Annotated in this window: 25 protein-coding genes; 13 read left to right on the top strand and 12 right to left on the bottom strand. The window is 73.3% G+C overall.

What is annotated here, in order from left to right:
* Positions 1-155: 155 nt before the first annotated feature.
* Positions 156-1,022: a hypothetical protein gene (locus AB0F18_RS19460; RefSeq protein ID WP_362062119.1), complete on the top strand. Its 867-nt coding sequence runs from the start codon at positions 156-158 to the stop codon at positions 1,020-1,022.
* A gap of 16 nt (positions 1,023-1,038) precedes the next feature.
* Here AB0F18_RS19460 and AB0F18_RS19455 read toward each other — a convergent pair whose 3' ends face one another.
* The gene (locus tag AB0F18_RS19455) at positions 1,039-1,548 is read right to left on the bottom strand and encodes a hypothetical protein (RefSeq protein WP_362062117.1); all 510 of its coding nucleotides are present in this window, start codon (positions 1,546-1,548) and stop codon (positions 1,039-1,041) included.
* Positions 1,549-1,592: 44 nt separating this feature from the next.
* Positions 1,593-2,705: a magnesium and cobalt transport protein CorA gene (locus tag AB0F18_RS19450; protein ID WP_362062114.1), complete on the bottom strand. Its 1,113-nt coding sequence runs from the start codon at positions 2,703-2,705 to the stop codon at positions 1,593-1,595.
* Between the two features lie 374 nt (positions 2,706-3,079).
* Between AB0F18_RS19450 and AB0F18_RS19445 the strand changes: the two genes are divergently transcribed.
* The 4 genes from AB0F18_RS19445 (at position 3,080) to AB0F18_RS19430 (ending at position 7,064) form a co-directional block, all read left to right on the top strand.
* Positions 3,080-3,664: a suppressor of fused domain protein gene (locus AB0F18_RS19445; protein ID WP_362062111.1), complete on the top strand. Its 585-nt coding sequence runs from the start codon at positions 3,080-3,082 to the stop codon at positions 3,662-3,664.
* Positions 3,665-3,747: 83 nt separating this feature from the next.
* A complete protein-coding gene (locus AB0F18_RS19440; RefSeq protein ID WP_362062108.1) occupies positions 3,748-4,389 on the top strand; it encodes a DUF6758 family protein in 642 nt (213 codons plus the stop codon).
* A gap of 1,109 nt (positions 4,390-5,498) precedes the next feature.
* Positions 5,499-6,365 (top strand): PHP domain-containing protein, encoded by an 867-nt coding sequence (locus tag AB0F18_RS19435; RefSeq protein WP_362062105.1) that lies wholly within the window; start codon positions 5,499-5,501, stop codon positions 6,363-6,365.
* Positions 6,366-6,458: 93 nt separating this feature from the next.
* Positions 6,459-7,064, top strand: a complete 606-nt coding sequence (locus AB0F18_RS19430) for a MarC family protein (RefSeq protein WP_362062187.1) — start codon at positions 6,459-6,461, stop codon at positions 7,062-7,064.
* A gap of 60 nt (positions 7,065-7,124) precedes the next feature.
* Here AB0F18_RS19430 and AB0F18_RS19425 read toward each other — a convergent pair whose 3' ends face one another.
* The 3 genes from AB0F18_RS19425 to AB0F18_RS19415 form a co-directional block, all read right to left on the bottom strand.
* A complete protein-coding gene (locus tag AB0F18_RS19425; protein ID WP_007266367.1) occupies positions 7,125-7,277 on the bottom strand; it encodes a hypothetical protein in 153 nt (50 codons plus the stop codon).
* Between the two features lie 95 nt (positions 7,278-7,372).
* Entirely contained in the window at positions 7,373-8,233 is an 861-nt protein-coding gene (locus tag AB0F18_RS19420) for an alpha/beta fold hydrolase (protein ID WP_362062101.1), read from the bottom strand.
* An 86-nt stretch (positions 8,234-8,319) separates the two neighbouring features.
* A complete protein-coding gene (locus AB0F18_RS19415) occupies positions 8,320-10,296 on the bottom strand; it encodes a DEAD/DEAH box helicase (RefSeq protein WP_362062098.1) in 1,977 nt (658 codons plus the stop codon).
* Positions 10,297-10,762: 466 nt separating this feature from the next.
* Here AB0F18_RS19415 and AB0F18_RS19410 point away from each other — a divergent pair, with 466 nt between their 5' ends.
* A complete protein-coding gene (locus tag AB0F18_RS19410) occupies positions 10,763-11,521 on the top strand; it encodes a ferritin-like fold-containing protein (RefSeq protein ID WP_362062095.1) in 759 nt (252 codons plus the stop codon).
* 47 nt (positions 11,522-11,568) lie between these two features.
* Here AB0F18_RS19410 and AB0F18_RS19405 read toward each other — a convergent pair whose 3' ends face one another.
* From AB0F18_RS19405 to AB0F18_RS19390, 4 genes are all read right to left on the bottom strand, one after another.
* Positions 11,569-11,868: a hypothetical protein gene (locus AB0F18_RS19405; RefSeq protein ID WP_362062184.1), complete on the bottom strand. Its 300-nt coding sequence runs from the start codon at positions 11,866-11,868 to the stop codon at positions 11,569-11,571.
* A gap of 120 nt (positions 11,869-11,988) precedes the next feature.
* Complete coding sequence (locus AB0F18_RS19400; RefSeq protein ID WP_358894305.1) at positions 11,989-12,216, bottom strand: DUF3107 domain-containing protein; 228 nt, start codon at positions 12,214-12,216, stop codon at positions 11,989-11,991.
* Between the two features lie 120 nt (positions 12,217-12,336).
* The gene (locus AB0F18_RS19395) at positions 12,337-12,990 is read right to left on the bottom strand and encodes a TetR/AcrR family transcriptional regulator (RefSeq protein ID WP_362062092.1); all 654 of its coding nucleotides are present in this window, start codon (positions 12,988-12,990) and stop codon (positions 12,337-12,339) included.
* A gap of 157 nt (positions 12,991-13,147) precedes the next feature.
* Positions 13,148-13,363, bottom strand: a complete 216-nt coding sequence (locus AB0F18_RS19390) for a hypothetical protein (RefSeq protein ID WP_362062089.1) — start codon at positions 13,361-13,363, stop codon at positions 13,148-13,150.
* A gap of 131 nt (positions 13,364-13,494) precedes the next feature.
* Between AB0F18_RS19390 and AB0F18_RS19385 the strand changes: the two genes are divergently transcribed.
* From AB0F18_RS19385 to moeZ, 7 genes are all read left to right on the top strand, one after another.
* Positions 13,495-14,490: an alpha/beta hydrolase gene (locus tag AB0F18_RS19385; protein ID WP_362062086.1), complete on the top strand. Its 996-nt coding sequence runs from the start codon at positions 13,495-13,497 to the stop codon at positions 14,488-14,490.
* Positions 14,491-14,494: 4 nt separating this feature from the next.
* Positions 14,495-15,853 (top strand): DUF3152 domain-containing protein, encoded by a 1,359-nt coding sequence (locus AB0F18_RS19380; RefSeq protein WP_362062083.1) that lies wholly within the window; start codon positions 14,495-14,497, stop codon positions 15,851-15,853.
* Between the two features lie 165 nt (positions 15,854-16,018).
* Positions 16,019-17,650, top strand: a complete 1,632-nt coding sequence (locus tag AB0F18_RS19375) for a DUF3492 domain-containing protein (protein ID WP_362062181.1) — start codon at positions 16,019-16,021, stop codon at positions 17,648-17,650.
* Positions 17,651-17,808: 158 nt separating this feature from the next.
* Positions 17,809-18,630 carry a hypothetical protein gene (locus AB0F18_RS19370; protein ID WP_362062080.1) on the top strand — a complete coding sequence of 274 codons (822 nt, stop codon included), beginning with the start codon at positions 17,809-17,811 and terminating at the stop codon, positions 18,628-18,630.
* 76 nt (positions 18,631-18,706) lie between these two features.
* Positions 18,707-19,723 (top strand): NAD-dependent epimerase/dehydratase, encoded by a 1,017-nt coding sequence (locus tag AB0F18_RS19365; RefSeq protein WP_362062077.1) that lies wholly within the window; start codon positions 18,707-18,709, stop codon positions 19,721-19,723.
* Positions 19,711-20,466 (top strand): spherulation-specific family 4 protein, encoded by a 756-nt coding sequence (locus AB0F18_RS19360; RefSeq protein ID WP_362062074.1) that lies wholly within the window; start codon positions 19,711-19,713, stop codon positions 20,464-20,466. The genes AB0F18_RS19365 and AB0F18_RS19360 overlap by 13 nt, the downstream gene beginning before the upstream one ends.
* 63 nt (positions 20,467-20,529) lie before the next feature.
* Positions 20,530-21,708 carry an adenylyltransferase/sulfurtransferase MoeZ gene (gene moeZ, locus AB0F18_RS19355; protein ID WP_362062071.1) on the top strand — a complete coding sequence of 393 codons (1,179 nt, stop codon included), beginning with the start codon at positions 20,530-20,532 and terminating at the stop codon, positions 21,706-21,708.
* Here the strand turns inward: moeZ and AB0F18_RS19350 are convergent.
* From AB0F18_RS19350 to AB0F18_RS19340, 3 genes are all read right to left on the bottom strand, one after another.
* Positions 21,705-23,306: an alpha/beta hydrolase gene (locus AB0F18_RS19350; protein WP_362062068.1), complete on the bottom strand. Its 1,602-nt coding sequence runs from the start codon at positions 23,304-23,306 to the stop codon at positions 21,705-21,707. The two genes, moeZ and AB0F18_RS19350, sit on opposite strands and share 4 nt — an antisense overlap.
* Positions 23,307-23,378: 72 nt before the next feature.
* Complete coding sequence (locus AB0F18_RS19345; protein ID WP_362062065.1) at positions 23,379-23,666, bottom strand: hypothetical protein; 288 nt, start codon at positions 23,664-23,666, stop codon at positions 23,379-23,381.
* A 117-nt stretch (positions 23,667-23,783) separates the two neighbouring features.
* On the bottom strand, positions 23,784-26,399 hold the full coding sequence (locus AB0F18_RS19340; protein ID WP_362062062.1) for a lysylphosphatidylglycerol synthase transmembrane domain-containing protein: 2,616 nt from the start codon (positions 26,397-26,399) through the stop codon (positions 23,784-23,786).
* Positions 26,400-26,487 lie beyond the last annotated feature (88 nt).

Genomic DNA, 26,487 nt, shown 5'->3' with positions numbered 1-26,487 from the left:
TAGAGCGTCGATCACCAGTCCTGCCGTGCCTCAGGCTAGCCCCTGCCGGGGGAAAGCGTCCTGGTGGGGCGGTCCGGCCGGGGGTCCGGCGGGGCCGGTTCCGGAGGCGGGTACGCTGCCTGCTGCTCGCTGACCCACGACGAGAGGCACCCGACGTGACCGCCTTCCCCTCCGCCGTACGGCTGCGCCGGGCCGCCGTCATCGGTGCCCTGTGCGCGGGCATCGCCGTCACCGGGGCGGGCTGCGAGGAGAAGGCGGACCCCGACAAGGGAACGAACGGGGTCGGCAAGCAGACACCGGAGAAGATCGAGGACCAGGCGAAGGCCGCGGCCACCGCGGCCACCTCGGTGCACCTCTCCGGAACCCTGGTCAGCGGCGGCAAGTCCTTCACCCTGGACATGCGGCTCAAGGCGGACGGCGGCTCCGGCGAGGTGAAGTCGCAGGCGGACACCTTCCAGCTGCTGCGGGTCGGCGAGCAGCTGTACCTGAAGGCGAGCGCGGCCTTCTGGGGGAAGTCGGACTCCGCCGGCAAGCTCGGCGACAAGTACGTGAAGGTCCCCGAGAGCGACCCCACGTACAAGCAGTTCCGCGGGTTCACCGACATGCACGTGCTGCTCGACGGGCTCCTCGGCCTCCAGGGCAAGCTCACCAAGGGCGGCTACACCACCGTCGGCCACACCCGGGCGGTACCGCTCGTGGCCGACGCGGGCAAGGGCGGCAAGCTGACGGTGTCCCTGGAGGGGACGCCGTACCCGCTGCGGATGGAGCGCGCGGGCGGCGCGGGCCGGGTGGAGCTGTCCGAATGGGGCAAGCCCTTCCCGCTGGAGGCACCGGCGCAGGACCAGACCGTGGACTACGGCTCCCAGCTGCCGACCACCAAGGACGGCACGGGCACCGGAGCGTCTCCGGCCCCCTCGAAGGGAACGGGTACGAGCACGGGCGGTACGGGCACCGGCGGTACGGGCACCGGGACCTCGGGCGGCAGCTCCTCGGGCCAGGGCGCGGACCTCACCAAGGGCTGAGCCCCCGGAACCCCGGTCAGGCCTTCTTCTTCCGCTTCAGCAGCAGCTTCGGCAGCCCAGCCGGGATCGGCCTGCGGGTGATCGCGGGGGAGTCCAGCGGCGCCGCGGCCAGCGAACCCTCGGGCAGCCGGTCGGCCACCGCCACCGGCTCCAGGCGCAGCAGCCGGCACTCCCGGGCCCAGCGCTCGGTCATCTCCTCCGAGTCGGGCGCGTTCAGCCGCTTGCCCTTCAGCTCGGCGACGGCCGTCTCCCAGGGCCCGGTGCGGGGCGCGATCTCCCGTACGGCCGCGGTCCAGGCCACGAGCCGGCCGCCCTTGTCCTTGCTGCGTACGGTCACCTCGGCCGCGGCCCCGTCGGCGAGCCCCGGGAAGGGCTGCTCACCGGGCCCGTCGCCGAGCACGTGCGCGGCGCCGTCCACCCAGGCGTGCCACAGGGCCCGGTCGGCCCCCATGCCGCGGACCCAGATCAGGCCGGACTTCTTGGAGGCCTCCTCGACGAGGGCCAGATCGAGTGCGCTGAGAGTCATGGGCCCAGCGTAGGGGGTGGCCTCCGCAGCGCTACCGATGGCTCCTACAGCCAGCCGTTGCGCCGCAGGGTCCGGTGGATGGCGAAGCAGCTGCCCACGATGGCGGCCATCACCATCGGATAGCCGTAGCGCCAGTGCAGCTCCGGCATGTGGTCGAAGTTCATCCCGTACACCCCGCAGATCATCGTGGGGACGGCGACGATCGCCGCCCAGGAGGTGATCTTGCGCATGTCCTCGTTCTGGGCGACGGAGGCCTGGGCCAGGTTCGCCTGGAGGATCGAGTTCAGCAGCTCGTCGAAGCCGATGACCTGCTCGTGCACCCGGGCGAGGTGGTCGGCGACGTCGCGGAAGTACTTCTGGATGTCCGGGTCCACCAGCCGCATGGGCCGCTCGCTCAGCAGCTCCATCGGCCGCAGCAGCGGCGCGACGGCCCGCTTGAACTCCAGCACCTCGCGCTTGAGCTGGTAGATGCGGCCCGCGTCGCCGCCCCGGGCGACGCCCTTGGCGGGGGCGGCGAAGACCGCGCTCTCCACCTCGTCGATGTCGTCCTGCACGGCCGCGGCGACCGCGATGTAGCCGTCCACCACGTGGTCGGCGATCGAGTGCAGCACCGCCGAGGGGCCGCGGGCGAGGAGCTCGGGGTCGTCCTGGAGGCGGTGGCGCAGGGACCGCAGGGAGCCCTGGCCGCCGTGCCGGACGGTGATCACGAAGTCGGGGCCGGTGAAGCACATCACCTCGCCGGTCTCCACCACCTCGCTGGTGGCGGTGAGTTCGGCGTGCTCCACGTAGTGGATCGTCTTGAAGACGGTGAACAGGGTCTCGTCGTAGCGCTCCAGCTTCGGCCGCTGGTGCGCGTGCACCGCGTCCTCCACGGCGAGGGGGTGCAGCCCGAAGGTGGCGGCGATCCCGGCGAACTCGGCCTCGGTGGGCTCGTGCAGGCCGATCCAGGCGAACCCGCCGTCCTCCCGGACCCGGCGCAGCGCCTCACGGGGCGTCAGGCAGTCGCCCTGCACCCGCCGGCCGTCGCGGTACACGGCGCAGTCGACGACCGCACTGCTGGCGGAGGGGTCGCGGGTGGGGTCGTAGCAGGGCTGTACGGGGGCGGACTTGCGCAGTGCCGGACGGACGGCGGCACGGAGGTAGGGCAGCATCGACATGGCAGGCTCCTTCTCGCGCACGGCTGCGGACCGCACGGGTGGGAGGCCCTCCGGCGACGGGCGGGACGGGCCCGTGCGGACGGAGGGAAACAGGACGGGAGGACAAAGTTCTGCCGTCGCTCTTCTGCTGATCAGAAGATCAAAGGGGGCTGGAGCCGCCCTGGAAGGACGCCGAAGAGCGATTGGTACTGCACGATCGACTTCGATCCATCGCAGCCCCACCTCCTCCGGCCGGTCCCCCGTGGGGGACGTCCTGTCGCCGGAGCCCTGAATCACGCTTCTGCGCGCGGCCCCGACCAGCTGTCAACACTATCAGCCGACGGATGGTCAAAGCCCTGCCTTTACCCGGCGGATAGGAGTTCTATGCTCGCTCCATGGCAGAAATTCCGGCCCTCGTCGAAGCCCGGCTGCGCAGCGCGTTCGGCGAACCCGACGCCCGCGCCGCCGTCACCTTCCTGGGCACCGACCGCATCGAGGTCCTCCGCTTCGCCGAGGGCGACCTCGTCCGGTACGCGACCCTCGGCATGTCCGCGCACCCCATGACCGACCCGACCGCCGTGGTCGCCGACCCGGTGCGCGGCCCGCGCGCCGAGCTGGTGCTGACCGTACGGGCGGGGCTCGCGCCCACCGACAAGGTGCTGCGGCCCCTCGCGGTGCTCGCGGCCTCCCCGATGGTCGAGGGGCTCGTCGTGGCCCCCGGCGCCTCGCTCGACGTGGGCGAACCGCTGTGGGAGGGGGCGCCGTTCACCTCCGTCCTCGTCGCGGAGCCGGGCGGACTGGTCGAGGACCTCGTGCTGGACGAGCCGATGGACCCCGTACGCTTCCTCCCCCTGCTCCCGATGACGGCGAACGAGGCCGCCTGGAAGCGGGTGCACGGCGCGGCCGCCCTCCAGGAGCGCTGGCTCGCGCGCGGCACGGATCTGCGGGACCCTCTGCGTACGGCCGTCGCACTGGACTGAGCGCGGTGTCCGCGCAGACGGACGCCATCCGGACGGGTGATCGCGTCTTGACGGGGCGCCGGGCGGGGAGGAGCGTGCTTCCTATGAGGGGCGAACCGAGTTGCCCGAGGTGTGGTGGCCGGGTCCGTGCGCCCGGTCTTTTCTCCGACTCCTGGCAGTGCGCCGTGCACGGCGCCGTCCACCCGCTGCAGCCCGTCATCCCGCCCAGCGTGGAGGCCCTGAGCGTGGTGGCGAACCGGGCCAAGGTGCCGGTGTGGATGCCGTGGCCGCTGCCGGTGGGATGGCTGTTCACGGGGGTCGCGTCCGCCGGTGACGACCGGACCGGCGGCCGCGCCACCGTCGTGGCCTGCACGGGCCCCGGCCCCCTGGGCGGCCTGGGCGAGCTGCTGCTGGTCGCCGAGGAACTGGGCGTCGGCCTCGGAGCCCGCTTCGCGGGCATCGACGGCCCCGACCCCGGCGCGGGCCTCGACGTCTCGGGCCCCCCGCACGCCAAGGTCGTCGCCGACGGCCGGCCGACCCCGCTGTGGCACGTGAAGGGGGCCCCGGAGGACCGGGCCGTCTTCGCGGGCGAGGCCGGCGGGCTCTGGCTGTGGGCCATCGTCTGGCCGGAACAGTCGGGCCTGCTGATGTACGACGAACTCGTCCTGGCCGACCTGCGCGACGCGGGCGCGGAGGTGGAGCTGGTCCCGTGCGGGGCGCTTAGTCCGCGGATTCTGGGGCCTTGAGGTGGGGGCCGTCCCGGCCCGGTGGGCGGCGGTGGGACGGACGGACGGGCGGCCGGGGTCGGGGGGTGGCGGGGTTTCGGCTGGGCGGTCTCAGAGATGCCTTGGGGCTTTCCCGTCAGTCCCACTGTCCTTCCGGTTCGGGCCGGCCTGTCAAGGGCGCTCCCTTCGGTCGCGTCGCTTCGCGATGGCCTTCGGCCACCCTTGACAGCCCGCCCCGCCCCGGAAAGACAAGGACTGCCGGGAAACCCCCAAAAGGACGGGCCGGTTCCTTATTGGACATGCGGCCGGATCAGCGATGAGGCGAGCAGGCCGGGTCCGCCTCGCCGGGCATCCGGCCCCTCCAGATCCTGATCCGGGCCCAGGGGCAACCCACGCCCCAGATCGCTACGCGCTGCCCAGATTTCGGCGTCCAGCGGCCGTCTGGAGCCGATACCCGCACCCAAGGACGATCAGGAGGGTCTCCGGACGCCCCTGGCGCGCCAGATCGCTACGCGCTCCTCTTGCCTCAGCGTCCGACGGCCGTCCTGGGCCGGGATGACGTCCTCGTCGTCCTGGGGTGCAGGTATCGACCCAAGACGGCCGGCGGACGCCGAGAAATGAGGAGCGCGTAGCGATCTGATGCGCCTGGCGGGCCCGGAGGACGATTTCATCGTCCTTGGGTGCGGGGATCGGCCCCAGACGGGCGGCAGACGCCGAAATCTGGGCAGCGCGTAGCGATCTGGGGCGTCGGGCGGGCCCTGGTCCCGAATCAGGGATCTGGAGGGGCCGGATGCCCGGTCTGCCGGACCCGGCCTGCTCGCCTCATCGCTGAGGGAGCCGGATGGTCAATGAACAACCGTCCCGTTCCTTTGGGGTTTTCCCGGCAGTCTTCGGCTTTTCGTGGCGGGGCGGTCTGTCAAGGGTGGCCGAAGGCCATCGCGTAGCGACGCGACGAAGGAGCGCCCTTGACAGGCCGGCCCGACGCGGAAGGACGATGAGACTGACGGGAAAGCCCCAACCCTTCTCTGAGGCCGCCCCACCGGAACCCGTCCCTCCCCCGACCCCGCCCCCCTCCCGGCACCGGTACCCTGGAGTGTCCCCTTCGTCCGTCCGACCCCTGGAGCCCGGCTGTGCGCATCGACCTGCACGCCCACTCCACGGCTTCCGACGGCACCGACAGCCCCGCCGAGCTGGTGCGCAACGCCGCCGCGGCCGGGCTGGACGTGGTCGCGCTGACCGACCACGACACCGTCGGGGGATACGCCGAGGCCATCGCGGCCGTGCCGCAGGGCCTCACACTGGTCACCGGGGCCGAGCTGTCCTGCCGGCTCGACGGGGTCGGGCTGCACATGCTGGCCTACCTCTTCGACCCGCGGGAGCCCGAGCTCGCCCGTGAGCGGGAGCTCGTGCGGGACGACCGCACCCCCCGCGCCCAGGCCATGATCGGCAAGCTCCAGGAGCTGGGCGTCGGCGTGACCTGGGAGCAGGTGGCCCGGATCGCCGGGGACGGCTCCGTCGGGCGTCCGCACATCGCCACCGCCATGGTCGAGCTGGGGGTCGTCCCCACCGTCTCCGACGCGTTCACCGCGGACTGGCTCGCCGACGGCGGCCGCGCGTACGCCGAGAAGCACGAGCTCGACCCCTTCGACGCCATCCGCCTGGTCAAGGCGGCCGGCGGGGTCACCGTCTTCGCGCACCCCGCCGCCGTCAAGCGCGGCCAATGCGTGCCCGAGGAGGCGATAGCCGCCCTCGCGGCCGCGGGCCTGGACGGCATCGAGGTGGACCACATGGACCACGACACCGACACCCGCGCGCGCCTGCGCGGACTGGCCGGGGAACTCGGTCTGCTGACGACCGGCTCCAGCGACTACCACGGCAGCCGCAAGACCTGCCGTCTCGGGGAGTACACCACCGACCCCGAGATCTACGGCGAGATCACGCGCCGTGCGACGGGGGCCTTCCCCGTGCCGGGCGCCGGTGGAGACGCCCGCGCCTGAGTCTCGCCGACCGCCGCCGAGGCGGTCGCCGCGCCCGGGCGCGCCCTCCCCCCTCGCCCTTTTTCGTAACACCTCTCTATGCAAGGCATCACTGTGTTCGACTTCGCCGTCTTCGGATCCCTTTTTCTCACGCTTTTTGTGATTATGGACCCGCCGGGCATCACACCGATCTTCCTCGCCCTGACCTCCGGCCGTGCCGCCAAGGTCCAGCGCCGCATGGCCTGGCAGGCCGTCTGCGTCGCCTTCGGCGTGATCGCGACCTTCGGCATCTGCGGTCAGCAGATCCTGGACTACCTGCACGTCTCCGTCCCGGCGCTGATGATCGCCGGTGGTCTGCTGCTCCTGCTGATCGCGCTCGACCTGCTCACCGGCAAGACCGACGAGCCCAAGCAGACCAAGGACGTCAACGTCGCCCTCGTCCCGCTGGGCATGCCGCTGCTGGCCGGTCCCGGTGCGATCGTGTCCGTCATCCTGGCCGTGCAGAAGGCCGACGGGTTCAGCGGGCAGCTCTCCGTCTGGACCGCGATCGCGGCGATGCACGTGGTCCTCTGGCTGACCATGCGCTACTCGCTGGTGATCATCCGGGTCATCAAGGACGGCGGCGTCGTCCTGGTCACCCGCCTGGCCGGCATGATGCTCTCCGCCATCGCCGTCCAGCAGATCATCAACGGCGTGCTCCAGGTCGTCCGAGGCGCCTGACCCCGCCCGCACATGCGAACGCCCCCGTACCGGATCGGTACGGGGGCGTTTCGGGAAGCATCAGGAGGACGCACTCTCGGCCGGTCGGATCAGGATGCGCTGGCCGATGGCGGCCGCCTGCTGCACGATCCGGTTGACGGAGGCCGCGTCCACGACGGTGCTGTCCACGGCGGTTCCGTCGACATCGTCCAGGCGCAGAATCTCGAAGCGCACGGCTTCTCCCTTCGTCGGTGTTCTCCTTGCACAGGGGTCAACCGGCTGCCCTTCAGAAACATTCCCTACGCTAAGGAAATTTTTTCCTTAGCTAACTACCGGGTGGTCGAAGATCGCCAGAACCTCACTAGAGATGCGGCCGTGACCTGCGGGTTCTCCGCGTTCGGGGAGTGTTCGGCCCCCTCGACCACCACCCGGGAAGCCCCCAGACGGACGGCCATCTCGTCCATCAGCGGCACCGGCCAGGCGTAGTCGACCGCCCCCGACAGGACCAGCTTCGGCAGCGGCACCGCCGCCAGCTCCGCCACCCGGTCCGGCTCCGAGACCAGCACCCGGCCGGTGGTGATCAGCTGCTCGGGGACGGTCGCCAGCCAGCGCTCGCGCAGGAACGCCGCCAGCTCGGGGGAGTCCGGGACGGCGTCCTCGGGGTCATGGGCCCGCATCGCCTCCCAGATGGCGGGCATGTCGTGCCGCATCGCCTCCAGGGCCGCTACCAGCAGCTTCGTACGGGCCTGCTGCTCCTCCGTGATCGCGGCCGGGCCGCTGCTCATCAGGGTCAGGGAGGTGAAGGGGGAGGCGTCCCGCAGCACCGCGGCGCGCGAGACCAGCCCGCCGAGGGAGTGGCCGACCAGGTGCAGCGGGCCGTCGTCCGCCAGCGCCTCGGCCTGGGCCAGTACGTCGAGGGCCAGCTCGTGCAGCTCGTACGCGGACTCCTCGCGCGGGCCGGGGCTCTCGTGCTGCCCGCGCCCGTCCACGGCGACCACCCGGTATCCGGCGGCGGCGAGCGGCTCCAGGAGGGCGATGAAGTCCTCCTTGCTGCCGGTGAACCCGGGGACGAGCAGGGCGGTGCCGTGGACGGGTTCGCCGGCCTCGTGCACGGCGAACTCGCCGCGGGAGGTGGCCAGGCGGTACGCGCGGGCGGCGGGGGGCAGGGTGAGGCGCGGCGGCTTGCTCATGGCCCGAGGTTACCGGCCCGTAGGGCCGGGTACGAGGACGGCCCCGGCCCCCCTCGGAAGGGGGACCGGGGCCGTACTCGCGGTGCCTAGCGGAAGCGGCGGGTCGTGCGGACCGGCTCGCTCGGCGGGGCGATCTGGAACTGCGGCTCGGCGGCCGGGGCGGCCACCTTGCGGGTCCGGGTCCGGCGCGGGGCGACGGGCGCCTCGTCGATGACCACGTCCGGGATCGGGGTGGGCGCGGCCTTGCGGGTCGGAACCCGGCGCGGCCGGGCCGGGGCCTTGGCCTCGGCGGCCGGAGCGGCGGCCACGGGGGCCTCCGCCACCGGGGTCTCCGCGATGGCGGCCTTGCGGGTCCGGGTGCGCTTCGGCTTGGCCGGAGCCTCCTCGGCGACCGGCGCCTCGACCGCGACGGCCTCGACGACCGGGGCCTCGACGACCGGGGCGGCCTCGGCGACCGGAGCCGCCGCCTTGCGGGTCCGGGTCCGGCGCGGCCTGACCACCGTCGCCTCCTCGGCCACGGCCGGAGCCGCAGCCTCGACGACGGCAGCCTCGACGACCGCAGCCTCGACGACCGGGGCCTCGGCCACCGCGACCGGCGCGCCGGCCTCGTTCACCGCGGCGACGGCGGCCGCCGTCAGCCGGGTGCGGCGGCGGCGCGGACGGCGCGGCTCGTCGGCGGCGACGGCCTCGGCGGCCGGGGCCTCCGGAGCAGCCGCGGCCTCGACCTCGTCGGCGACCTCCGAACCACCACGGGTGCGGCGACGCTGACGCGGCGTACGGGTCCGGGGGGCACGCTCCTCGGTCGCGACCGGGGCGGCGCCGCGGCCGCCACGGCCACCGCGGCCGCCGGTCTCGCCCAGGTCCTCGAGGTCCTCGGCCTTCAGGCCGGCCCGCGTGCGCTCGGCGCGCGGCAGGATGCCCTTGGTGCCGGCCGGGATGTTCATCTGCTCGTACAGGTGCGGGGACGTGGAGTACGTCTCCACCGGGTCGTGGAAGTCCAGCTCCAGCGCCTTGTTGATCAGCTGCCAGCGCGGGATGTCGTCCCAGTCGACCAGGGTGACGGCGATGCCCTTGTTGCCCGCGCGGCCGGTGCGGCCCACGCGGTGCAGGAAGGTCTTCTCGTCCTCGGGCGTCTGGTAGTTGATGACGTGGGTCACGCCCTCGACGTCGATGCCGCGCGCGGCGACGTCGGTGCACACCAGCACGTCGACCTTGCCGTTGCGGAACGCGCGCAGCGCCTGCTCGCGGGCGCCCTGGCCCAGGTCGCCGTGGACGGCGCCGGAGGCGAAGCCGCGCTTCTCCAGCTGCTCGGCGATGTCGGCCGCCGTGCGCTTGGTCCGGCAGAAGATCATGGCGAGGCCACGGCCCTCGGCCTGGAGGATGCGGGAGACGAGCTCCGGCTTGTCCATGTTGTGCGCGCGGAAGACGTGCTGCTTGATGTTGGCGACGGTCGCGCCCTCGCCGTCCTCGGAGACGGCGCGGATGTGCGTCGGCTGCGTCATGTAGCGGCGGGCGAGACCGATGACCGCGCCCGGCATGGTCGCCGAGAACAGCATGGTCTGGCGCTTCGCGGGCAGCAGGTTCATGATCTTCTCGACGTCGGGCAGGAAGCCCAGGTCGAGCATCTCGTCGGCCTCGTCGAGGACGAGGGCCTTGACGTGGGACAGGTCGAGCTTCTTCTGCCCGGCCAGGTCCAGCAGACGGCCCGGGGTGCCGACGATCACGTCGACGCCCTTCTGGAGCGCCTCGACCTGCGGCTCGTAGGCACGGCCGCCGTATATGGCGAGGACGCGGACGTTGCGGACCTTGCCGGCGGTCAGCAGGTCGTTGGTGACCTGGGTGCACAGCTCGCGGGTCGGAACCACCACGAGGGCCTGCGGGGCGTTGGTCAGCTGCTCGGGCTTGGCCCGGCCGGCCTCGACGTCCGCGGGGACGACGACGCGCTCCAGCAGGGGAAGGCCGAAACCGAGCGTCTTGCCGGTTCCGGTCTTGGCCTGGCCGATGACGTCCGTGCCGGAGAGGGCGACGGGGAGGGTCATCTCCTGGATGGGGAAGGGGGACACGATGCCGACGGCTTCCAGGGCCTCGGCGGTCTCGGGAAAGATCCCGAGCTCTCGGAACGTAGTCAGGGTGCTGCCTCTTCTGTGAGACGCGGCGCGAGGCGGCGAGGGGGGTCCTACCGTGCCGGGCTTGCGGTACTGCGCCCACCCGGGGTTCGGGAGGGTCGTACGAAGCTGCGCGGGACCACTGCCATCGCTCAGGCGCTCATGCCGCTGAGGGGGCCCCTCGTGGAGGTGGTACGCATGGACGTACTCCCCGCACCGAGGGCGGTCGGGTGGAGCCGATCGGGCCACCGACCGGGCATCCTCATTCGGATGGCCCGCCGAGTATTCGGCAGGCGCATTACCACTGTACCCCGGAATCGCGCAGGTGTGTCGGGTGAATTCACCAGGTAGGCGGGTTTACACAGACAGGCAGTGTTCAGGTGTGGTGACTTGTCCCGCCTTTCGGCGGGCTATTGTGCGGAGCATGTCGACTGTTGAAAACGCATCTCCCGCCGACGAGAACGCCCCGGCCGGGGCGCAGGGGATCGCCGCCCAGGACTGGGCGACCGCCTCCGCCTCCCCGCAGTACCGGGCCGCCGTCGTGGACCTCCTCGGCGCGCTGGCGTACGGAGAGCTCGCGGCCTTCGAGCGCCTCGCCGAGGACGCGAAGCTCGCGCCCACCCTGGGCGACAAGGCCGAGCTGGCGAAGATGGCCTCCGCCGAGTTCCACCACTTCGAGCGGCTGCGCGACCGGCTCGCGGCGATCGACGCCGAGCCCACGGCCGCGATGGAGCCCTTCGCGAAGGGCGTGGACGACTTCCACCGCCAGACCGCTCCCTCGGACTGGCTGGAGGGCCTGGTCAAGGCCTACGTCGGCGACTCGATCGCCAGCGACTTCTACCGTGAGGTCGCCACCCACCTCGACACCGACACCCGCGCCCTGGTCGTCGGCGTCCTCGACGACACCGGCCACGGCGGCTTCGCCGTGGAGAAGGTGCGCGCCGCGATCGAGGCCGACCCGCGCGTCGGCGGCCGGCTCGCCCTGTGGGCGCGCCGTCTGATGGGTGAGGCCCTCTCGCAGGCCCAGCGCGTGGTCGCCGAGCGCGACGCGCTGTCCACCATGCTGGTCGGCGGCGTGGACGGGATGGCGGCCGGCTTCGACCTGGCGGCCGTCGGCGAGATGTTCACCCGGATCACCAAGGCCCACACCAAGCGCATGGCCGCCCTCGGCCTCGCCGCCTGACGGACCTAGGCGAGTTCTAAAACACGGCCTAGCCCGCCCGGTCCCGCTCAGCTCCGCGACGGGAGCGAAAACGGAGGCCGGCGCGGGGGCCGTCCGCCCCCGGCGGCCGGGCGCAGCAGCAGGGACAGGACGACGGCCGACACGCCGAGCCCGCCCAGCAGGGTCGCGAACAGGGTGTTGTGCCCCGGACCCAGCGACATGTGCGTCAGGTAGGCCCCGAACAGCGCGCCCGTCACCCCGCTGACCAGCACCGTTCTGGTGGAGGGCAGTCGCTTGGCGAGCACGCGCACGGCCACGCCCGCCAGGGCGAGGCCCAGCAGACCGGAGCCGACGGCCTCCATCAGCATCATCTGGTCACTCCCCTACGTCAGGGCAAACCGGGTCACTGCGGTCCTACCCGAAGCGGAAGAAACGGAAACGGCCCGGCGGAACCATCCGCCGGGCCGTTCCACTCAGAGTCGAGTGCCTCAGAGAGCCCCGAAACCGACCTTGCGCTGGGCCGGCTCGCCGAGGTCGACGTAGGCCAGCCGGTCGGACGGCACCAGGACCTTGCGGCCCTTGACGTCGGTCAGGCTCAGCAGCGGCGCGGTGCCGGTCAGCGCATCGGCGATGATGCTCTCCAGCTCCTCGGCGCTCAGGCCGCTCTCCAGCACGATCTCCCGGGGTGCGTGCTGCACGCCGATCTTGACCTCCACGGCTTTGTCCCTCCGACGGTCCGGTTCGCGCGATCAGCCGCGCCGTACGCGGTCCACATTAGCCCGGTGAGGGGACACGATCGGCTCGCGGCGGACACGCTGGCAGCGAACAACGGCCGGTCAGGCCTCGGTGGCCGCCGCCTCCGTGCCGTGCAGCGGGAAGCCGGCGATACCGCGCCAGGCCAGCGAGGTCAGCAGCCCCACCGCCGTGTCGCGGGCGACCGGGCTCTCGCTCGACAGCCAGTACCGGGCCACGACCTGCGAGACCCCGCCCAGGCCCACGGCCAGCAGCATCGACTCGTCCTTCGACAGCCCGGTGTCCTCGGCGATCACGTCCGAGATGGCCTCGGCGCACTGCAGCGAGACCCGGTCGACGCGCTCGCGCACCGCCGGCTCGTTCGTCAGGTCCGATTCGAACACCAGCCGGAACGCGCCGCCCTCGTCCTCGACGTACGCGAAGTAGGCGTCCATCGTCGCGGCCACGCGCAGCTTGTTGTCGCTGGTGGACTCCAGCGCCCCGCGCACCGCCTGGAGCAGGTTCTCGCAGTGCTGGTCCAGCAGGGCCAGGTACAGGTCGAGCTTGCCGGGGAAGTGCTGGTACAGCACCGGCTTGCTGACGCCGGCCCGCTCCGCGATGTCGTCCATGGCCGCAGCGTGGTAGCCCTGCGCGACGAACACCTCCTGGGCAGCGCCCAGCAGCTGGTTGCGCCGGGCACGGCGCGGCAGTCGCGTACCCCGCGGACGCGCTGCCTCGGTCTGCTCGATGGCTGTCACGCCGCCTCCCACTTTCTCTAAGAACACAGTGCGCTCTGCGCCGCGCCGCCATCGTACTTTTCGGTAACCGAATCTGGTGGGTTCAAGCCGAGTTTTCTCGCTGTGCGGACGACCTGGACACACCCCGGACACGCTGGTCAGCGCCTGGCAGAGGCTGTCAGCGGTAGTCCTCCTCGTCCAGGGGTACCACCCGGGCCTGCTCGGCGGCGTCCGCCTCCGGGGCCTCGCCCCGGTCCCCGCCGGTGAGCGGGTCGTCCTCCTGCGGCTGGATGTCGGCGTGCTGCTCGGCGGCGTCAGCCTCCGGGGCCTCGGCGTCGAGACCGTCCGCGAACCGGTCCCGGAAGGTGTCCGGTTCCGCAGGGTCGACAGTCATTCCACTCCCCTCCCTTCGCTCGTCCTCACTATGAGCCTAGGAGGATCGCGAGTGCGCCGCCAGACGGTCCTGTGACCGCGAACACAAGGGAACACCAGGGGGCGAGCGTGATCGTCTCGTAACATTGGCCCATGTCTTCGACCGAGCTGCCGGGCGTACGGTCCACCACCGAGCCGACCTCCCAGGTGGGAGCCGTCCGGGTGGCCGAAGGAGAGGGGCTGCGCACCGTCGCGCTGCCCGGCCTGGAGATGAACGTGCGTTTCCGGCCACCGCAGCGGGAGGGCCTGCCGCCCGCGCTCTTCGTGCACGGACTCGGCGGCTCCTCCCAGAACTGGTCGGCGCTCATGGAGCAGCTCGCCGACGGCGTCGACGGCGAGGCGGTCGACCTGCCCGGCTTCGGCTGGTCCGCGCCGCCCGCCGACCGCGACTACTCGGTGACGGCGATGGCCCGCGCCGTCATCCGCCACCTGGACGCCGCCGGACGCGGCCCGGTGCACCTGTTCGGCAACTCCCTCGGCGGGGCCGTGTCCACCCGGGTCGCGGCGGTCCGCCCCGACCTCGTGCGCACCCTGACGCTGGTCTCGCCCGCGCTGCCCGAGCTGCGCGTGCAGGGCTCGGCCGTGCCCACCGCCCTGCTGGCCCTGCCCGGCGTGCCCGCCCTGTTCGGGCGTCTCACCCGGCACCTGACGGCCGAACAGCGCACCCGGGGGGTGACGGAGCTCTGTTACGGGGACCCCTCACGGGTGACACCGGAAGGGTTCCGCAACGCCGTCGAGGAGATGGAACGGCGGATGGCCCTGCCGTACTTCTGGGAGGCGATGAGCCGTTCCTCGCGCGGGATCGTCGACGCGTACACCCTCGGCGGGCAACACGGACTGTGGCGCCAGGCGCAGCGCGTGCTCGCGCCGACCCTGCTGGTCTACGGTGGCCGGGACCAGCTGGTCTCGTACCGTATGGCGCGCAAGGCCGCCGCGGCCTTCCGGGGTTCGCGGCTGCTGAGCCTGCCCGAGGCCGGACACGTGGCGATGATGGAGTACCCCGAGGTGGTGGCCGCCGCCTTCCGGGAGCTGCTGCGCGACACCGCCGCCCGGGACACCGACCGAGATACCGCAGACGGCAAGGGCTGAGTACGTGGGACGACATAGTCGCAAGGCCCCCGCTCCCGCCCCCGCCCGTCAGACGGCGGCGCCCGCGCCGTCGCCGTACGGGCCCGGCCCGGACGGGCTGTACGAGCCCGACCCCTACCCGGCCGACCCGTACGAGCCGCAGCCGTCCGGACTCCGGGCGCACGAGCAGGGGCCGTCCGACGGGTACGGGGAGCCGCGCGGACACCGCCGGTCCGCCGAACCGCCCGTCGTCCACCAGGGTTACGCCCCGCCCCCGGCCCGCCCCGGCGGCCACCCCGAGCAGTACGAGGAGGGCGGCGCCTGGGGCGCGGACCCGGCGGCCGCCTCCGTGTACGGCGACTGGCGCGGGACCCCCCGCGCCGCCGCGCCCCCCGCACCGCGACGGGACACCGCCGCCCCCGACTTCGGCACCCCCGCGGCCGGCTTCCCCCGGGTCGCCGAGCAGCCCCCGGCCCCCGCGCCCGACCCCTTCACCTCCACCGGCTCCCACCGCCGCGTACCGGGCCCCCGCAAGCCCGACGCCGACCGGGTCCCGAAGGGACGCGGCACGCGGATCCGCACCTACACGGGGATCGCCGCGCTGGCCGTCACCGCCGTGCTCGCCGTCGTCGTCGCGGGCCAGGTCACCGGCGAGGGCGACCCGGCCGCCCCGGGCGCCCGCGCCGCCGGGGACGATCCCCAGCGGGCCCTGGGCGACAAGGCGGCCTCCCGCTCCGACGGCCGCCCCACCCCCGCCTCCCCGCCGCCCGCGCAGCCGCTGACGTACGAACAGCAGATGGCGCAGCAGCTGCCCATCGACGCGAAGCTCACCGGCCCGGGCACCTTCGACACCGTCCCCGGCACCGCCAAGGCACCCGGCAAGGGCAAGGTCGTGCGCTACCGGGTCGACGTGGAGCAGGGCCTCGGCATGGACCCGCAGCTCTTCGCCGAGGCCGTGCAGCGCACCCTCAACGACCCGCGCAGCTGGGCCCACGACGGGGCGATGACCTTCGAGCGGGTGCCGGGCGGCGAAACCGACTTCGTCATCACCCTCGCCAGCCCCGGCACCACCGGCGCGTGGTGCGCGAAGTCCTCGCTGGACACCACCATCGACAACGTCTCCTGCGACTCCGCCTCCACCGACCGCGTGATGATCAACGCCTTCCGCTGGGGGCAGGGCTCCGTCACCTACGGCGCCGACCAGATGCTCGCCTACCGGCAGATGCTCATCAACCACGAGGTCGGCCACCGGCTCGGACACGGGCACGTCAGCTGCCAGAAGCCGGGATCCCCCGCGCCGATCATGCAGCAGCAGACGAAATCCCTCGACATCGACAACATCCACTGCCTGCCCAACCCCTGGGTATTCCCCGGGAATTCCTAGCGCGCTCGAACGCGAACCGTACGGGAAAGTTACGACTCTTCACCCCTTCCGGTGGCGCGATGGACAACCGTCCGTCGCGCCACCGGTGTATCCGCTTGAGTTCTCCAGCGGCGGGTCGCCGGACCGACGGCGACCGCCAGGAACGGGAGAACGGGGGTGCCACTCGTGCGGATCGGACTGCTCACCGAAGGTGGTTATCCGTATGCGGCCGGAGAGGCGGGGCTCTGGTGCGACCGGCTCGTGCGCGGGCTCCCGCAGCACGAGTTCGAGCTCTACGCGCTGAGCCGCAGCGCCGAACAGGAGGAGCGCGGCCGGGTCCCGCTCCCGCGGCACGTCACCCGCGTGCGCACCGCCCCGCTGTGGGCCCCCGCCGACGACGGCCGGACCCACGCCCGGCGCGAGCGGCGGCGCTTCGCCGACTGCTTCCGGGAACTGGTGCGCGGGATCTGCGGCGGGTCCGGTCCCGGATCCGGTGACGGGGCGGCGGCCGGGGCCTTCGCGGCCGGGCTCTACGGGCTCGCCGAACTCGCCCGCGAACAGGGCGGCATGTACGCGGCCCTGCGTTCGGAGACCGCCGTACGGGCCCTGGAGGCCGGCTGCCGGGCCCCGGGCGCGGGCCGGGCCGTGCGCGCCGCGCGGGTCCCCGACCTGCTGGAGTTCGCCGACGAACTGGAGCGCCTGCTGCGCCCGCTGTCCCTCGACTGGTACGGGGAGCCCGGGCTCGGCGCCGTCGACGTGTGCCACGCCGCCGCCGGCGGGGTGGCCGCCGTCCCCGGGCTGGTGGCCAAACGCTTCTGCGGGGTCCCGCTGCTGGTCACCGAGTACGGGGTCCAGCTGCGCGCCCGCTACCTCGACCAGGGTCCCGGCCCCCGGCCCGCCGTACGCGCCCTGCTCGCGGCCTTCCACCTCCGGCTGGCCTCGGAGATCTACGCCCGCGCCGACCTGCTGACCCCCGGCAACGCGCACGCCCGCCGCTGGCAGGAGCGCTGCGGGGCGCCCCGGGAGCGCCTTCGGACCGTGTACCCGGGGATGGCGGCGGACCGATTCGCCGCCGTCGGGGAGGACCCGGACTGCGGGGACCCCGACACCCTGGTGTGGGTCGGGCGGGTGGAGCCGGCCAAGGACCTGATCGCGCTGCTGCACGCCTTCGCGGAGATCCGCCGGGGTGCGCCGCGGACCCGGCTGCGGATCTTCGCCACGGCCGCCGCGCCCGGATACCTGGCCGACTGCCGCTCGCTGGCCGCGCAGCTCTTCCCCGACGAGGCCGCCGACGCGCGGACGGTGGGGGAGAACCCCGTCTGCTTCGAGGAGGTCGGCGGACCGGAGGCGCCCTCGGCGGCCGACGCGTACGCCGCCGGGCGGATCGTGCTGCTGTCCTCGGTGATCGAAGGCTTCCCCATCAGCCTCGTCGAGGCGATGCTGTGCGGCCGGGCCACCGTGTCCACGGACGTCGGCGCCGTCTGCGAGGTCATCGGCGGCACCGGGCTCGTCGTCCCCCCGCGCAACCCCCGCGCGCTGGCCGACGCCTGCCTCGCCCTGCTCGGCGACCCCGAACGGGCGCAGCGGCTCGGGGCGGCGGCGCGGGCGCGGGCGCTGGAGCTGTTCACCGTCGAGCAGAACGTGGAGGCCTTCCGCGAGAGCTACCTGCGGGTGCTGGCCAGGGGTTCCTCACGGGCGGAGGGGTCGGTCCCGTTCGCCCGGCCGGCGGAGGCGCGCGTACCGGGGCACTGGACGACGCCGACGTGGGCCGCCGCAGAGCCGGCCGAGCCGGCCGGGGCCGAGGGGGCGGCGGTATGACGACGTCGGACATCGCGGGTGCGGCGCCGCTGCCGGGGGCCCTGCCCCCGGGCCCTCCCCCGGCTACCGCTGGGGGTGCCCCCAGCGCCCCACACGCCGGCGGGGCCGGACCCGGCGGAGCGCAGCGCCCGGCGCGGCGGGGCGGGGATCCCGTCAAGGTGCTGTTGCACCGGCACCGGGAACTCTGTGAGCGGGCCGTCGACGCGTTGGAGATCGCCGCCGGGCTGGAGGCGTACGGGATCACCGACCGGACCGCCGCGCGGTTCCGGCACCGGGACGTGTTCTCGCTCGCCGAGGAGCTGTACGCCCGGACCCCGCGCGGGGAGGAGCCGGCGCAGGAGCCCGCCGCCGCCCCGGCCGCGGCGCGGGCGGTGGTGCGCCGCTTCGGGTGCGCCCTGCTGCCCGGCGCCCTCGCGTTCGGGGCGGCCGCCGCCGGGGTGCCGGGGGCGGGCGTCCTCGGCGGGCTGCTCGCCGCCGCCGCCCTGGTGTGGCCCTCGCGGGCCGCGGGAGGGCGGTTCCCCTGGGCCGTCCACCTGCTCGCGGCGGCCGCCGCCGGCTGGGCCGCACACCGGCACGGGCCCGCCCTCGGCGCCGCCCTCGCCCTGGCCGTGGCCCCCGGCTACCTCGCCGCCGCCCTCTACGCCGCCCGGGCCCGGCGCCGGCTCGCCGCGAGCCGGGCCCTGGACGAGTTCGCCGCCGGGGCCCGGCCCCTGCTGGCGGGAGCCCTCCTGCTGTCCACCGCGGCCGCCACAGGGGTGGCCGCGCTCGCCGGAGCCGCCCCGGAGACGGCCGTACCGCTCGCGGTGCTGCTGTTCCTGGCCCGGCTCCTCCTCGGCCACGGCGCCCACCGCGCACCGGTGGCCCTGGCCCTGGCGCTCGCCCTGGTCCCGGTCCCGGCCACCGCGTACGCGGCCGCCGCGGGACTCCTCGTACACGCCTTCCGCGCGCTGTCCCGTGCCTCCGCACACGCGCGTCCCTGAGCGCCGTACCCCTACTACGACAACTCACCAAGGAGAAAAGGATGACCGGCCAGCCAACCAACCGAGGGGCCGCGCGATGAGGGTGCTGCTGATCGGAGCCAACGGTTACCTCGGCCGCTACGTCGCGGACCGGCTGCTCGCCGACCCCGCCGTCCAGCTCACCGCGCTGGGCCGCGGCGACGACGCCGACGTCCGGTTCGACCTCGCCACCGGCAGTCCCGGCGCCCTCACCCGGTTCCTGGACGCCGTCCACCCCGGCGTCGTCATCAACTGCGCGGGCGCCACCCGTGGCGGAGCCCGCGAGCTCACCCGGCACAACACCGTCGCCGTCGCCACCATCTGCGAGTCCCTGCGCCGCAGCGGCTGCGGGGCCCGGCTCGTCCAGCTCGGCTGCGCCGCCGAGTACGGGCCCAGCCAGCCCGGATCCTCCACCGCCGAGGACGCCGTCCCGAGACCCGGCGGACCGTACGGCGTCAGCAAGCTCGCCGCCACCGAGCTGGTGCTCGGCTCCGGGCTGGACGCCGTCGTCCTGCGGGTGTTCTCGCCCGTCGGCCCCGGCACCCCCGCCGGGTCCCCCCTGGGCCGGCTCGCCGAGGCCATGCGGCGCGCCATGCAGTCCGGGGACGGGGAGCTCAAGCTCAGCGGGCTCGGCGTGCAGCGCGACTTCGTCGACGTACGGGACGTGGCGCGGGCCGTGCACGCCGCCTCCCTGTCCGCAGCCCAGGGCGTGGTCAACATCGGCACCGGCCGTGCGGTCCGGCTGCGCGACGCGGCGGCCGTCCTCGCCCGGGTCGCCGGGTACGGCGGCGCCCTCAACGAGCTCGACGTCCCGCACGGCGGCCCCCACAACGCCCCCCAGCACGGCCACCCCGGCCGCCCGCAGGCCCTGGCCGGCATCGGCTCGCCCCGCACCGAGGCCACCGCCGAGCAGCTGGCCGCCGCGGCCCCGCAGCCGTACCCGTACCCCGACGGCTGCGGGGCCTGGCAGCAGGCCGACGTCCGCACCGCCCGCGACCGGCTCGGCTGGCGGCCGCGGATCAACCTGGAGGAATCCCTCGCGGACATCTGGATGGAGGCGGCGTGCCGTATCTGACCACCCCGCCCGGGGCCACGGCGGCCGCCGCGACCGGGTCCGGCCGCCTCGGCCTGGGCATCCCCGGTTACGCGCACCCGCTGCTCGCCCCGGTGGAGTGGGCCGAGCTGACCCGCCCCGGCACCCCGCTGCACTGGGCCGTGCTCAACGTCTCCGACGGCCCCGGCGGCCGCCCCGACCCGCAGTGCACCGAGGCGGCCGCGAAGCTCCGCGGCGCGGGCGGGACGGTCCTGGGCCACCTCGCCCTGCGGGGCGGAGCCCGGCCCTTCGGGGAGCTGGTCTCCGACGCCCACCGCTTCCGGGACTGGTACGGCGTCGGCGGCTTCTACCTGGCCGAGACCCCCTCGGACCGGTCGGAGCTCGCCGCGGTGCGCCGGCTGACCGACGCCCTGCGCGGGCTCGGCGAGGGCCTGCGGATCGTGCTCGGACACGGCACGCACCCCTGCGAGGGCTATCTGGAGGCCGGCGACCAGCTGGTCACCTTCTCCGGGGCCTGGGCCGACTACCGGTGGTCGCAGGTGGCGGAGTGGACGGCCGGCCACCCGCCCGAGCGGTTCTGCCACCTCGTCCACGGGGTGCCGCGCACCCATCTGGAGGAGGCCGTCCGCATCGCCCGCTGGCAGGGCGCCGGAACCATCTGGTTCACCGACCGGCGCGCGGCACCAGACCGGGACCCCTGGGCGTCGATGCCCGCGTACTGGGACGAATTCGTCTCACGTATCGGACCGGGTGTCTCGGAATGAAGAAGGGCGTGGCAGTGTTACGGAAAGAACAACCGTTCAGACTTACCCATCTACGGAGTCCCCGTGTCGCTGCCACCCCTGGTCGAGCCAGCTGCTGAGCTCACCGTTGACGAGGTCCGTCGGTACTCCCGCCACCTGATCATCCCGGATGTCGGGATGGACGGCCAGAAGCGCCTGAAGAACGCCAAGGTGCTGGCCGTGGGCGCGGGCGGCCTCGGCTCGCCCGCCCTCATGTACCTGGCCGCGGCCGGCGTCGGCACGCTGGGCATCGTGGAGTTCGACGAGGTCGACGAGTCGAACCTGCAGCGGCAGATCATCCACAGCCAGGCGGACATCGGCCGCTCCAAGGCCGAGTCCGCCCGCGACAGCGTGCTGGGCATCAACCCGTACGTGAACGTGGTCCTTCACGAAGAGCGGCTCGAAGCCGAGAACGTGATGGAGATCTTCAGCCAGTACGACCTCATCGTCGACGGCACGGACAACTTCGCCACGCGCTACCTGGTCAACGACGCCTGCGTGCTGCTGAACAAGCCGTACGTGTGGGGCTCGATCTACCGCTTCGACGGCCAGGCCTCCGTCTTCTGGTCCGAGCACGGCCCCTGCTACCGCTGCCTCTACCCGGAGCCCCCGCCGCCGGGCATGGTCCCGAGCTGCGCCGAGGGCGGCGTCCTCGGCGTGCTCTGCGCGTCCATCGGCTCCATCCAGGTCACCGAGGCCATCAAGGTCCTCACCGGCGTCGGCGAGCCCCTCGTCGGCCGCCTGATGATCTACGACGCCCTGGAGATGCAGTACCGCCAGGTCAAGGTCCGCAAGGACCCCGACTGCGCGGTCTGCGGTCCCAACGCGACCGTCACCGAGCTCATCGACTACGAGGCCTTCTGCGGCGTCGTCTCGGAGGAGGCCCAGGAGGCCGCCGCCGGCTCGACGATCACTCCCAAGCAGCTCAAGGAGTGGATCGACGACGGCGAGAACATCGAGATCATCGACGTCCGCGAGAAGAACGAGTACGAGATCGTCTCGATCCCCGGCGCGAAGCTGATCCCCAAGGGCGAGTTCCTGATGGGCGCCGCCCTCCAGGACCTCCCGCAGGACAAGCGCATCGTCTTGCACTGCAAGACGGGTGTCCGCAGTGCGGAAGTCCTCGCGGTGCTGAAGAACGCGGGCTTCGCGGACGCCGTCCACGTCGGCGGCGGCGTGATCGGCTGGGTCCACCAGATCGAGCCCGAGAAGCCGGTCTACTAGACCTGCCCCGGAGGGGTCGTACCGCTCGGCGGTACGGCCCCTTCGTCGTTCCCCGCCCCGGCGGTGCACACGGCGTTCGCGCCCGGCACCTTCCCCTCCAGCAGGTAGGCGTTCACCGCCCGCTGCACGCACGGGTCGCCGCTGTTGTACGCGCCGTGCCCCTGGCCCTTGTACGTGAGCTCCACGCCGACGCCCTTGCCCAGCCGCTCCGCCATCCTCTTGGCGCCCTCGTACGGGGTCGCCGGGTCTCCGGTGTTGCCGATCACCAGGATCGGGGCGGAGCCGGGGGCGGAGACGTCCGGGGTCTGCCAGGCGCCGGCGACCGGCCAGCCCGTGCAGCCCATCAGCGCCCAGCCGAGGAAGTCCCCGAAGACCGGGGAGGCCTTGCGGAACTCCGGCAGCTTCGCCTTGGTGTCCTCCAGGCTGTACCGGTCCTTGGAGTCCGCGCAGTTGATGGCCGTGTTCGCGGCGCCGATGTTGCTGTAACGGCCGTTCTGCTCACGCCCGTTGAGAGCGTCGGACAGGGCCATCAGCAGCTGCCCCTGCCCGCCGTCGGCCTCGTCCAGGCCCTGTTCAAGCAGCGGCCACAGCTCCTTCGAGTACAGGGCCTGCGCGATGCCGTTCGTCGCCATCGTCTCGGTGAGCATCCGGTCGCCGATGCCGGGGATGGGCTTGACCGCCAGGTCCTTCTGGAGTTTGACGACGTTCGCCTCGATCTCCTTGGCGGTGGTGCCCTGGAGCCGGCACTTCTCGCCCCGGTCCACGCAGTCCTGGGCCCAGTTGCCGAGGGCCAGCTGGAAGCCCTTCGCCTGGCCGAGGGCGCCCTGCTCGGAGTCCTTGGTCGGGTCCACGACCGCGTCGAACACGGCCCGGCCGACGTTCTTGGGGAAGAGGTGGGCGTAGACCCCGCCCAGCTCGGTGCCGTAGGAGATGCCGAAGTAGTTCAGCTTCGGGTCGCCGAGGGCCTGGCGGATGCGGTCGAGGTCGCGGGCGGCGTTCTCGGTGCCGACGTACGGGAGCACCTTGCCGGATCTGGCCTTGCAGGCCTCCTGGTACGTGCGCAGGCCGTCGGTGAAGGCCTTCTCCTGCTCGGGTGTGGCGGGGGAGGAGTCCTGGGCGTAGTACGCGTCCAGCTGCTTGTCGTTCTCGCAGAGCACCGGGGAGCTGCGGCCGACCCCGCGCGGGTCGAAGCTCACCAGGTCGTACCGGGCGCGCAGGGCCTCGTAGTCCTTCGCGGCGCCGGGCAGGGTGGTGATGCCGGAGCCGCCGGGGCCGCCGAAGTTGAAGACGAGGGACCCGATCCGCTCCTTCGGCTTCCTGGCCTTCGCCCGGATCAGGGCCAGGGGGATGGTCTCCCCTTCGGGCTCGGCGTAGTCGAGCGGCACGTCGAGGGTGGCGCACTGCCAGTCCGCGGGCGGCGCCTGCCCGCCGCCCTCGGCCGCGTCGGGCGCCTCGCACTCCCCCCATTTGAGGGGCTTAGTGTCCACGGCGCCCCCCGACGGGGCCTTCCTCGTGCCGGCGCCGGAACAGGCGCTGGTGGTGAGCAGCGCGGCGGTGAGGGCGGCGGCAGCGGCGGTCCGCAGGGCGATCGTCGGCATACCCCCATCGTGTGCGCCCGGCCCGCCCTCCGCCCGCTGACGGTCCAGCCGGGTGACCCGCCCCGGCCCGCCTCAGGCGCCGCCAGCACCTCGCGGGCCGCCGTGCGGCGCCCGGTGCAGTTCGCCGACGGCGCGGCGGACCAGGTCGCGGTCGGACAGCCGCAGCGTGGCCTCCTCGCCGATCCGGCCGACGGAGGCGCGCGGGACGAACAGGTCCGGGGCGGCGGCGGGGTGGCCGCGCGCGGCGCTGCACCCGCCCTTCCTCCCCCAGCTACCGCTGGGGGGTACCCCCAGTTCCCAGGGGCTCCGCCCCTGCCCCCTTTCCGGGCGCTGCGCGCCCGGGCGACGGACCAGCCGCACCACAATCCAGCCCCGCCGGCGTTTGAGGCGCGGGGTCTGGGGCGGAGCCCCAGAGAACGGGTGAAGGGCGGGGCGGGGAGACGGCTCCGCGCAGCGGAAACCCGCTACCCCGCGGAGCTAAATGGCCTCTTTCCGCGTCAAGTAATTGAACGAAACCCACCCGGGCAGCACCGGAAGCCAGAACGTCATCAACCGGAACAACAGCACCGCGGAGATCGCCACCTCCTTCTCCAGCCCCGCCGCGATCAGCCCCAGCGTCAGCGTCGTCTCCACCGCACCGATACCACCCGGCGTCGGCGCAGCCGACCCCAGCGCGTTGCCCGCCAGGAAGACCACCGCGATGCTCGCGTAGCTCAGCGCCTCCCCGCCCCCGAAGGCGCGGATCGAGGCGTCCAGGCACATCACGAAGCAGCCGGTCAGCAGCAGCATCCCGCCGATGCCCGTCATCAGCTTCTGCGGCCGCTGCAGCACGTCCAGCATGCGCGGCACCACACCCGCGAACAGCGCCCGTACCCGCGTCACCACGAACTTCCGCAGGAACGGGACCGCCGTCACCACCAGCACCAGCACCGCCACCGTGAGCAGACCCGCGATGACCGTCCTCGACGGGGTCATCTCCGGGGTCTTCTCCGTCCCCGTCAGGTAGCCGAACGACAGCAGCAGCAGAATGTGGCTGGCCAGCCCGAACAGCTGCGAGGCACCCACGCTCGCCACCGCCAGCCCCGGCCGGACCCCCGCCCGCTGCAGGAACCGCGTGTTCAGCGCGACACCGCCGACCGCCGCCGGGGCGACCAGCTTCACGAAGGAACCCGCCACCTGCGCGAGCACCGTCCGCAGGAACGGCACCCGTTCCGGTACGAACCCCAGCAGGCTCATCGCCGCCGCCACGTACGTGAGCGCCGAGAAGGCCAGCGCGGCCCCCACCCAGCCCCACTGCGCCTCGCCGACGATCGTCGCGAAGTCGACGTGCGCCAGCTGCGTGAGCAGGAAGTACGCACCGAAGGCGCCCGCGATGAACGACACCAGCGTCCGTGGCCGGATCCGCTCCAGCCGGGCCGGCTCCACCGGGGCCTGCGGCCGGATCAGCAGCACCTGCCCGCGGATCTGGCTCAGCAGGTCCTCCTCCCGGGCCCCCTCCAGCGCGTCGTCCAGCGCCTTCTTCTCCGCCTTGCGGTCCGCGGCCGCCGAGGCCTTCGACTCGGCCTCCCGGGACCCCGCCTCGCGCGCCGCCTTCGCCGCCCGCGAGGACTCCAGTACGGCCTCCCGCTGCCGGTCGGCCCGCTCCCGGGCCAGCCTGCGCAGCGTGGCCCGGGTGGAGCGGCTCAGCGCGATCGGCTGGAGCAGCGGCAGGCAGTCCGCGACCGTGTCCGGCCCCAGCACCGACACCGCCGAGGCCACCGCCCGCTCCGCGCCGACCCGCAGGCCGAGCGTGGTCAGCAGTTGTGCGACGTCCATCCGCAGCACCAGGTCACCGGCCGCGATCTCGCCGCCCCGCAGGTCGGTCAGGACGACCTTGCCGGAACGATCCACCACCAGTGCGTCCCCCGTGAGCCGGCGGTGCGCGATCCGGCGCGACTGGAGGGCCCGTACCTGCTCCCACGCGTTGCGGCTCAGCTCGTCGGTGATCTCCTCGTCGGGGAGGGCGTCGAGGGTGCGCCCGCCCAGGTGCTCGTAGACCAGCATCACGGCGTCCGGGCCCAGCTCGGACGTGGCGATCAGCTTCGGCGCGTTCGCCCCGGCCGCGATCGCCGCGTACGCGAGGAGGGCCTCCTGCTCCAGGGCCTGCCGCAGCGACTGGATGCTGCGCCGGGTGGTGATCCCGCGCAGGGTCAGCCGCCGCCAGACCCGGTAGAAGAACCCCTGTGCCTGCTGCTCGCGGTCCACGACGGTGACGTCCAGCGGCGGGCCGTCCTCCAGCGTGACGTGGTACCGCCGGCCCCGGTCGCCGGTCTCGGCGGCGTCCCCGTCGGGGGCCTCCGCGCGCATCGCGCTGACCGGCTGGAAGCCGACGCGGCGCAGCCCGGCGAGGAGGTGCTGCCCGGTGGGGCGCACGTTAGGCGAGCCGACCGCGTACAGGGTCCCGTACGCGACGCTCCAGCCGATCAGTACGGTGAGGATGATCGAGAAGGGTGTGGTGTAGCCGCTGACCAGCATCGCGAAGGCGTCCAGCAGCAGCACCACCCACAGCGCGACCCGCCAGCGCGGCCGCCGCGTCATCCCCACGGCGGTCATGTACGCGATCACGGGCGCGAGGTAGCCGTGCACCGGGTCGGTGAGGGCGCCGCCGCCGGCGGAGCGGGTCAGGGCGTCCTGGATGGTCTCGGGGGCGCCCTGGGAGACCCACAGGTCGGTGGCGAGGGTGACCCCGTGCGCGAGGACGGCGGCGAGGACGCCGTCGGCGATCCTCAGGCCGTCGCGTTTGATCAGCCGTTCGATGGCGAAGGCGACGGGTACGAGGAGCACCGCGATGCTGGACACCAGGCCCGCGACCTTGATCAGCAGGTCGGGCGCCTGGCCGGTGCCCTTGCTGATGTCGGCCTCCAGGCCCACCGTCGTGCCGTGCGCGAAGGCGGCGATGCCGAGCACGACGGCGATGCCGAGCAGGCCGACGAGGAGGCGTACCAGGTCGGAGGGGCGGTGCACGCGGGCGGCGAGCAGCGGCTCGTCCACCTCGACGCGGTCGGCCGCCGTCGGGGTGTGGCCGGGCGGGTCGTCGGGGTGCGGGTCGTGCACCTGGTCCTGGTCGACCTGCGCAACTCCGAGCTGGACGGCCAGCAGGCCGAGGACCGGCTCCACGAGATCGGCATCACGGTCAACCGGA

Source organism: Streptomyces sp. NPDC029216, assembly GCF_040648015.1.
Classification (GTDB): Bacteria; Actinomycetota; Actinomycetes; order Streptomycetales; family Streptomycetaceae; genus Streptomyces.
The sequence above is the reverse complement of the archived record's forward strand: the minus strand, read 5'-3'. Positions and strand labels throughout refer to the sequence as shown.

Bases quoted from the DNA above. Each gene is read 5' to 3' on its own strand.
- AB0F18_RS19455 (WP_362062117.1), bottom strand. From the start codon at position 1,548: ATGACTCTCAGCGCACTCGATCTGGCCCTCGTCGAGGAGGCCTCCAAG.
- AB0F18_RS19450 (WP_362062114.1), bottom strand. From the start codon at position 2,705: ATGTCGATGCTGCCCTACCTCCGTGCCGCCGTCCGTCCGGCACTGCGC.
- AB0F18_RS19445 (WP_362062111.1), top strand. From the start codon at position 3,080: ATGGCAGAAATTCCGGCCCTCGTCGAAGCCCGGCTGCGCAGCGCGTTC.
- AB0F18_RS19440 (WP_362062108.1), top strand. From the start codon at position 3,748: ATGAGGGGCGAACCGAGTTGCCCGAGGTGTGGTGGCCGGGTCCGTGCG.
- AB0F18_RS19420 (WP_362062101.1), bottom strand. From the start codon at position 8,233: ATGAGCAAGCCGCCGCGCCTCACCCTGCCCCCCGCCGCCCGCGCGTAC.
- AB0F18_RS19410 (WP_362062095.1), top strand. From the start codon at position 10,763: ATGTCGACTGTTGAAAACGCATCTCCCGCCGACGAGAACGCCCCGGCC.
- AB0F18_RS19405 (WP_362062184.1), bottom strand. From the start codon at position 11,868: ATGCTGATGGAGGCCGTCGGCTCCGGTCTGCTGGGCCTCGCCCTGGCG.
- AB0F18_RS19390 (WP_362062089.1), bottom strand. From the start codon at position 13,363: ATGACTGTCGACCCTGCGGAACCGGACACCTTCCGGGACCGGTTCGCG.
- AB0F18_RS19385 (WP_362062086.1), top strand. From the start codon at position 13,495: ATGTCTTCGACCGAGCTGCCGGGCGTACGGTCCACCACCGAGCCGACC.
- AB0F18_RS19365 (WP_362062077.1), top strand. From the start codon at position 18,707: ATGAGGGTGCTGCTGATCGGAGCCAACGGTTACCTCGGCCGCTACGTC.
- AB0F18_RS19350 (WP_362062068.1), bottom strand. From the start codon at position 23,306: ATGCCGACGATCGCCCTGCGGACCGCCGCTGCCGCCGCCCTCACCGCC.